This is a genomic window from Pedobacter psychrodurus (assembly GCF_004331735.1).
Taxonomy (GTDB): Bacteria; Bacteroidota; Bacteroidia; order Sphingobacteriales; family Sphingobacteriaceae; genus Pedobacter; species Pedobacter psychrodurus.
In genome coordinates this window covers 153,403-161,781 of the sequence record NZ_SJSO01000012.1, presented here as the reverse complement: position 1 = coordinate 161,781, position 8,379 = coordinate 153,403, and the positions used below count along the sequence as shown (strand labels likewise).

Sequence of the window (8,379 nt, the reverse complement as noted above, 5' to 3'; positions counted from 1 at the left end):
ATGAATCGATGCAGGCAGCAGATGTATTCAGTTCGAACCAAATAGATTATCTAGATATGGTAAGACAACGAGTGGAAGGAGGCACAGAATTACAGAAAAATCCATACAAAAAGCAAACCCTGGCTTGGGCCACATGGTTATTAGCTAGACTGGCAGGATGGAGCGGATATAAATCTCATGGTCCACCAGGATATATCACAATCAAAGAGGGGTTAGATAAATTCAACCAACAATTTATAGTTTATGCACAAGTAATGGAACACAAAGATGTGTGTAAAGATTAGCTGAAAGAGGGGAATAGATACAGCAAAAAAAATTGGCTTTGCAATGATCCAGCACCGTTTTGTCATTCTGACAATAGGAAGAATCTGTTTCCTATTAGCAATAACCGAAGGGGTGGTTACAAGCTAGGAAAGGTAAACTTCGTGCCTACTATTGACGTTATTTTTTAATTACCTATTAATGAGTGACTTGTATTGAATATATACTTCCACCCAGCTAGGCCATAGCACCGTATCTCCGTTCCACTTAAATCCGGCCTAACATCCCGATAGCTATCGGGATCGGGCTCTACTGACCCAGCCCCCCTTCTAGCTTCGAAAGAAAAATTTTCAGCCGGTGTTTTTTGTTTCTTTTTGACACCAAAAAGAGAGAGCCCATCGGCGGCGGCGAGCCGAGGTAAGTAAGAAATAATCAATCATATACATCAATCATATTGATTATTATGCAATAAATTATCCCTCAGGATGACAGATTCTAATACAAAGGTCGTCATTCCCGCGCAGGCCTATCATGTAGACACATCTTTTGCTTTGGGTTTTTTATGCATTTTGCTAACCAACTTTAATAAAGCACAGATTTTACAAAAGGACGCCGTCAATCCCAAGTGGCCGAAGAATCAAAAAAACAGTTGCAGAATAGCACAAATAGCACCCCCAAACCTAAAACGCAGTGGTTTTGTGAAAATACCACTCAAACTTTTACTTAGCAGAAACGAGCAAAACAAAGTGCCGCTGTTTTTTTGATGAGTGTTGGGCGGTGACAAGCCACATTGCTGGATTGACAAAGCATTTTTGCATACTTTTGATGCCTCAAAAGTTTGATGCACCGCGGCAAAGAGCGAAAAAAAAACAATCAATATATGTGCCTAAACTAGCGTTTTTAAGGGTTTAGTATCATTTAATAACAGGAAAGATGCTGAAATAAATCCGATAGCTATCGGATCAGCATTACGACCGCTACAGAGATGTGTCCACACGATAGGCGCAGACGGGAATCTTAAAGCTTATTACATTACGATTATTCATAAGCTTTCTTCTCTTCAAAGGCATTCATGAGCACTACGTGGTTCCCAATCAACCCGATAGCTACGGGTTGGGAATGACGATTAATCTTTGTTTAACTTTTCGGATGTTCTGGCAGCCAATCCAGCAAGGCTTTAACAATATCATTGAAAAAAAGTTTATAAGTATCTTGCGTAACAAAGCCGATGTGCGGTGTAGCCAGTACGTTCTTCAATTTTCTGAATGGGTGGCCTGCATCAAGCGGTTCTTTATCAAAAACATCTAAAGCCGCACCGGCAATTTTATTTTCTTCTAAACTTTTGATCAATGCGTTTTCATCGACCAGTGGCCCCCTTGAAGTATTGATCAGGTAGGCAGTCGGTTTCATGAACGCCAAATCTTCGGCCCCAACAATGCCCTTACTCCTATCGCTCAGCACCATGTGAACGGTTAAATAATCAGACTCCTGGAATAGCGTTTTTTTATCTACATACCTTGCACCACCAGCTATTGCTTTCTCCCGGGTTAAATTTTCGCTCCAGGCAATCACATCCATATCAAACGCTTTAGCTACGGCAGCAACCTGTGCACCCAAATTCCCAAGTCCTAATATGCCAAGAGTTTTACCCTTTAAATCCCTACCCACCATATGTTGCCAGCCGCCTGCACGTAGATTGGCATTTTCTTGCGGAATGTGTTTTGCAATGGCCATTAACAGTGCCCAGGTAAGTTCTAATGCGCCATGGCCTAAATACCCAGTGTTCTGCACTTCAATACCCAGTTTTTCTGCGGCTTCAATAGCTATAGATCGATTTTTGGCTCCTGTAGAAACAACCAGTTTCAGGTTGGGTAAGCGCAGGAGCAAACCTGGTGCTAAAGGAGTGCGTTCGCGCATTACACAAATGATCTCAAAATGCTTTAAGCGTTCTACAATCTCATCTTCTTCGTGAAGGTGATTGGTGAATATTTCAATTTCTGCATACTCCGCAACCGGTGTCCAATCGGCTAATGATTTTGCTACATCCTGATAATCATCAAGTATCGCAATTTTGTATTTTGACATATTTTATGAATTTAAGTCCTTATTTACTACAAAACCGGTGTTTCGGTAAAGTTAATTTTCTTTGATGATGCTGCCCAGAATACCCAAAGTAAAACACAAACTGCTAAAGCTAAATCCGGGTAAAAGAATGAAACAATGAAAGCGGCTAAATAGGTAGGAAAGCCATAAAGGTAGTTGTTCCTGAGCCGCCTGATGGCGGTATCACTTATTCCCGGGCGCAATAATTTTTTATCTAAGGTAGCTTGCTGCCACAACAAGTTAAATGCCAGGTTAATCAAAACGAACAATCCTGTGTAAATGGTTACCGAAAGCTGTTTCGAATCACTGAGAAAAAATTTAGCCAATAAGGCGCTGGGGTAAGAAACAAGCGAAACCAGGAACAGAATGAATCCATTGGCAAACATGAGCCCTGTGTTTCGCTTGTAAATCTGTTTAAAAATTTTATGGTGATTTACCCAGATAATGAAAATGCTAAAAAATGAAATTACAAAAGCAATATAACCGGGCCATTGAATTTTCAGTGCATTTAGTAGGTGAACTGGCGTATCACCATCCTTCAGTTCGGGAATGTGAAGTTCGAGTACCAAAAGCGTAACTGCGATGGCAAAAACGCCATCGCTAAAAGCCTCTATTCTACCCGTTTCTTTTTCCATTTATAAATTAATCGTTAAAAATTAATTTATTAACCTGTGTAATTTCTGCCTGACTGATGGTGTGCCCCATATTTTGGTAAATAATTTCTGTTACCTGCGCCCCCATGCCTTCGAGTAAAGTTGTCGACTCTTTTACCCGGGAAACCGGAACATGCATGTCGGGATCGCTGCTTCCGATGAAGATCGGTGTGCCATCAAAGTCGCCATGATAGTTGCGGTGATCTACCTGTTCGCCAATAAGGCCACCAGTGAAAGCCACAACGCCACCATAGCGGGCTGCATTTGCTGCAACATAATCCAATGTTAAACAGGCACCCTGCGAAAAGCCCAAAAAGTAGATCTGTTCTTTTGAAAAACCTTCTTTTTCCAGATCAAGTACAGTATCATTTATTGTTTTTAAGGCATTTGATAGCGAAGGTTCGTTATTTGCCCTTGGGGCTAAAAATGACTGTGGATACCAGGTATTATTTTCTGCATGCGGCGCTACCAATGCAAAATTGGAAACATTAAGGTATTCTGACATTGATAAAATATCCTGCGCCGTTCCTCCACGCCCATGGATCATGATCAGCACTTTTTCTGCCTGATCGAAGCTTTTTCCTGCTTTAATAATTTCTTTCATCTCGCTATTCTTCTTCTTTTACTTTGTTCCAGATATCCCGGTATAAATCTTCATGCCTCCTAAACTGGATGTGCACATATGGGCACATGGGGATTACCATCAATTTATTTTCACGAACATAGGCAACCATTGCTTCAAGCAACATTTTCGCATATCCCAGTCCTTCTTTTGCCGTGTCTACTTCAGTATGGTAGACGGTTAAATCATTATCCTTGATGTCGAAAATCATTTCGCCAACTTTTCCGTCTTCATCATAAATGTCGAACGAACTTGGTTCGCCTTCCTGAATGTTTAATTTTACTTGTGCCATATTTTTTAAGATAATTTTGGAAGTAATTTTTCTAAATCATCACGTAAATGCTCGTGTTGGTGCGGCAACATTAAATGGGTACCCAATTCATTTAAAGGCTCATCAACGGTAAAGCCTGGATTTTCGGTCGCTATTTCGAAAAGTACGCCCCCTGGTTCACGGAAATATAATGAGTAGAAATAATCACGGTCTATTTTTGGCGTGATCTGCAAATTTTTACTCAAAATTTGTTCTCTTAATTCCATTTGAATATCCTCATTTTTAACACGGAATGCAACATGGTGGTTTGTGCCTGCCGCATTTCTTCCCCTGTGGCCAGCTGGCACTTCCAACAGATCAACAATGGCTGCATTTTCTACGGTATCGGTAATGAAACGATAGCGGTTTTCTTCTTGGGCCAATAAACGGTAACCAAATAAATCGGTAAGCACTTTTGCAGTTTCATCGATACTTTGCAAGGTTAAAGTGGTGCTGTGAAAACCTTTTGTTGCTGTATCTTTTTTAACATCAGCGGTTTCCCAGGGTGTTCTAATATCTGCTGTTTTAGGCACAATTAAACTTAGTGACAAGCCATCTGGATCTTTAAAAGCCAGCACCTGCTCCCCAAAACGTTCGGTAATTTCCTTTGTTTTAACGTTTGCTGCACCAAATCTTTCTAACCAGAATTCGTGGCTGCCTGCAGGTATCGAATAACCAATTTCTGTTGCCATTCCTACACCTTCTGTGCCCTGGCCAATTCCATCCCATGGAAAAAAGGTAAGAATTGTTCCTGCCAACCCGGTTTCATCGCCATAATAAAGGTGGTAAGTACCCGGATCATCAAAATTTACGGTCTTTTTCACCAATCTTAAACCCAATGTTTTGGTATAAAAATCGAAGTTCTGTTGCGCATTGCCTGCAATCGCTGTAATGTGGTGCAAGCCTAAAATATTGTTATTCATATCGTTTAATTTTTATTGATTAATATTTCTGAAGTTTCTGTAATTAATTCATTGTGGCGCTTAAAGATGACATCAAGCACGAGGCCTTCATTATTCCACATTTTAATCTCGCCGTTAAGTTGTTCGGTAAGTCCGGTCATTAAGCTCATTCCGAGCGATTCGGTATTTTCTGGATCAAAACCATCTGGCAAACCGACCCCGGTATCCGCAATTTTCAGTTCGCAAACCTCCTCTCCGATAAACAGGAAAGAAATGTGCACTTTACCTTTTTTATCACCCGGAAAGGCATATTTAATCACATTACTAATGGCCTCATTCAGGATTAAACCAAGCGGAACGGCCTGCGCAACATCTAATTTTATCGCCTCCGTTTCTAATGTAAACTGGATTTTCTTATCGGTACCAAAACACTCGATCATATAATCTACCAGTTCTTGGATGTACCATTTCATATCAATTTCGGCCAGATTATCAGATTGATAAAGCTTCTGGTGAATGAGCGACATGGCATGCATCCTGTTCTGGCTATTCCTGATCGCCACCAGGGCATCTTCATTATCCAGATAAGCCGACTGCGTATTGAGCAGGCTGATTACAATCTGAAGGTTGTTTTTTACGCGGTGATGGATTTCGCGCAGCAGCCATTCTTTCTCGTCGAGTATTTTTCTAAGCAGCTCATTCTGCGTATTGATTTCGTTCTGCTTTTGTTCTAAAATGAGGTTGCTCCGTTTTTTTAACCGATAGCGGTTATAAATCAGTCCCACAAACAAAACGGCAATAAAAAGTCCGGCAATAAACATATACCTCAGCCTGCCCTCATTTTCGATCGTAACTTTCTGCAATTGGTTTTTCTGGCTGAGTAATGCAATATCCTTATCCTTTTTCTCTGTCTGGAATTCGATTTCCAGCCCCGAAATCTGTTTATTCTTTTCGTTGTTCCAAATAGAATCTGTTAATCTTTTATAGGTTTTATAATGCTCCACTGCCGACCAGGGCTTATTCAGCGCCGAATCTACATCGAACCAAAGTCTGTGCAACTGAGAAAGAGCCAACAAGTTTTTCTGCTGTAAACTTTGTTTTTCATGCTCCTTTAGATAGCCATCGGCGGCTATAAACTGTTTATCGTGAATCAATTTCCTGATGATACTCCGATATAAATAGATCTGATTCGGATCATCTTTTGGCAAATCGTGATGAAACTTTATCAGCATCTTAAAATAAGGTTCGGCCTTGGCGTACTGCTCAATATCGTAATAAGTGTTGAACAAGATATACGGGATGCGCAGTTTCATCTGTGTATCAGTTGGCGGATATTTTTTCATCAGTTCTTTCAGTTGAGTTATTCCCTGTTCGAACTTTTTCATCCTTACCAAGATGGTGGCTACGTTAGCAATAATGGTTTGCATATAACCTGCATCCTTATATCGTTCGGCAATTCTCTTGGCCTCCAACCAATAAGCCAACGCTTTCTGATCATTGCGCAGGTAGTAATATGTTAAACCTAAATGGTTGTTTATAGAACTTCTTTGCAAGCTCGTATCGGCCAGTTGATCTGCCGTTTTCTCGGCCAATAAACCATATTTTAAGGCTTCTGAAAAATTACCAAGACTAATATTCGTGATGCACATATTGTTATAAACGCCCTGCAGTTCTTTAAAACCAATAGATTTATAAACAGCAAGAGACGAATCCATCAGCTTAATGGCATAGGCAGGTTGCCCTTTAATGTTGTAATAATCCCCCAGGTTTTTGAGTGAATTTCCGGCTTCTAATTTATTGCTTGTCTGATGGTATAAGGCCAGCGATTTTTCATTGTAAGCAATCTTTTTTTCGAGATCAGCTCCTTCATTGCTAAAAAGAGCACCCATAGCAGAATAAGCCTCTGCCAATTGATCTTTCAGATCTAATTTGCTCGCATAAGCGATTGCCTGCGTATAGATTTTGGTACTGCCTACCTTATCTCCTGATTCGCGGAGAATATTGCCTTTGAGTACCATACTTCCAGCTATTCCTTTAGGATATTCGATTTTGCCAGCCAGGCTAAAAGCTTGTTGCTGTAGATTCATCGCAGTGGATAAATCTGCTTTTATTTCGCCAGGCAAATTGAGGTAATATGTTCCAACATCCACCAATAAATCGACCTTCTTTTCTGTTTGCCCAAGCCTGCGGAGTTTTATTTCAGCAGCCTCTACCTCTGTTTTTGTCCTAATGCCCTGCCCTTTTGCAAAGACAGGGCTTATTAGCAAAAAAATGATGATCAAGGCGTTAATCTTCATACTAAAAAAAACCGTTGTGCTATTTCTTATCAGCATGTTTAAAGCTTAACATCGTTTACGCTTGGTTTTGTGCTGTAATAGCAGACAACCATTGCGATACCGGGTAACACGATACCAACCAAACCAAAAAGCTGCCCAACCCAGGCGCCAAGCAGACATCCGGTTAAAAAGCCACCAAGCGTGATCAGTCCTTTGTTTATCCCCGAAAGGAAATCAGCGTTTTTAAAACCAGAATTGCAAAAAGACCTGATATCGAGTGCAAACTGGGTTACATTACCCGTCATCATGGTTGTTGGCCCATAGGTTTCCTTTACAAAAAGTTTCCCGAATGCATTTTGCAGACCCATGGCGAAAACAACAATCATGGTAACCAGATACATGGGCCAGGTGATTTCTCCATTATCGATATAGCCGAGCGAATATGCAATTGCCCCGCCAACCAAAAGGATAATCCCCTCGCATAAAAGCAGAAAATGCCTGTTCGAAAATCTCGCCGATATCCAGCCACCAGCCATAACCGAGAGCATAAATATTGGGAAAGTTAGCAGCTTGATCCATGCATCACCATCAGAGCCTTTAATCATTTGATAAGCGAATACAATAAAGTTGCCTGTAACGTGTGCAGAGAAAATTTTGTCAGCAGCAACAAAGGTAATCGTATCACAATAACCAGCTATAATGGTCAACACAAGGGTTACAAACCAGATATTGTTCTGTTTTTCTTCCATTTTGCTTTTGTTTTATGATAAATGAGCCCTTAACATCCAGGCCATGGTTTCGTGTGTTTCCATTAAGCCTGTAATGTAATCGCTTGTTCCGGCATCTTTCAATGCACCAGCATAATTGTCGATGTTTTCTCTTAAGTGAATTAAAATACTCTCGTGATCGGCAAGCAACATTTTGATGTAGGTTGGGGCATCGTTTTTACCACGATCGTCTTCTGTTAAGTGTGTTAACTCCAGGAATTGTTTAAGCGATGCTGGTGCAAAATGGCCTAGTTTACGGATCCGTTCTGCAACTTCATCCACAATATCTTCCAATTGGGTGTATTGTTCTTCAAAGAACTTGTGTTTGTTGTAAAAATCTGGTCCTTCTACATTCCAGTGTGCTTTACGCGTTTTGGTGTATAAAACGTATTCATCTGCAAGAATTTTGCTTAATGAATGTGCAACCTCTGCAAGGTTATCTGCGCTGATTCCAATTTTAGCTTCCATTGTTTTGTTATTTTGAT

At 40.6% G+C, this 8,379-nt stretch carries 8 protein-coding genes and 1 pseudogene; 1 reads left to right on the top strand and 8 read right to left on the bottom strand.

What is annotated here, in order from left to right:
* Positions 1-284, top strand: a pseudogene (locus EZ456_RS15455) (hypothetical protein); the annotation flags it as partial.
* 1,114 nt (positions 285-1,398) lie between these two features.
* Here EZ456_RS15455 and EZ456_RS15450 read toward each other — a convergent pair.
* The 8 genes from EZ456_RS15450 to EZ456_RS15415 are packed head-to-tail and all read right to left on the bottom strand — an operon-like array spanning position 1,399 to position 8,362.
* Positions 1,399-2,346: a D-2-hydroxyacid dehydrogenase family protein gene (locus tag EZ456_RS15450; RefSeq protein WP_131531614.1), complete on the bottom strand. Its 948-nt coding sequence runs from the start codon at positions 2,344-2,346 to the stop codon at positions 1,399-1,401.
* A 26-nt stretch (positions 2,347-2,372) separates the two neighbouring features.
* A complete protein-coding gene (locus tag EZ456_RS15445) occupies positions 2,373-2,999 on the bottom strand; it encodes a TMEM175 family protein (RefSeq protein ID WP_131531612.1) in 627 nt (208 codons plus the stop codon).
* A 7-nt stretch (positions 3,000-3,006) separates the two neighbouring features.
* Positions 3,007-3,621 carry an alpha/beta hydrolase gene (locus EZ456_RS15440; protein ID WP_131531610.1) on the bottom strand — a complete coding sequence of 205 codons (615 nt, stop codon included), beginning with the start codon at positions 3,619-3,621 and terminating at the stop codon, positions 3,007-3,009.
* Positions 3,622-3,625: 4 nt separating this feature from the next.
* On the bottom strand, positions 3,626-3,931 hold the full coding sequence (locus EZ456_RS15435; protein WP_131531608.1) for a GNAT family N-acetyltransferase: 306 nt from the start codon (positions 3,929-3,931) through the stop codon (positions 3,626-3,628).
* Between the two features lie 5 nt (positions 3,932-3,936).
* Complete coding sequence (locus EZ456_RS15430) at positions 3,937-4,872, bottom strand: ring-cleaving dioxygenase (RefSeq protein ID WP_131531606.1); 936 nt, start codon at positions 4,870-4,872, stop codon at positions 3,937-3,939.
* Between the two features lie 5 nt (positions 4,873-4,877).
* Positions 4,878-7,148, bottom strand: coding sequence for a tetratricopeptide repeat-containing sensor histidine kinase (locus EZ456_RS15425; protein ID WP_205945108.1), 2,271 nt, complete (start codon positions 7,146-7,148; stop codon positions 4,878-4,880).
* Between the two features lie 38 nt (positions 7,149-7,186).
* The gene (locus EZ456_RS15420; protein WP_131531602.1) at positions 7,187-7,876 is read right to left on the bottom strand and encodes a YoaK family protein; all 690 of its coding nucleotides are present in this window, start codon (positions 7,874-7,876) and stop codon (positions 7,187-7,189) included.
* Between the two features lie 12 nt (positions 7,877-7,888).
* A complete protein-coding gene (locus EZ456_RS15415; protein WP_131531600.1) occupies positions 7,889-8,362 on the bottom strand; it encodes a Dps family protein in 474 nt (157 codons plus the stop codon).
* Between the last annotated feature and the right edge of the window lie 17 nt (positions 8,363-8,379).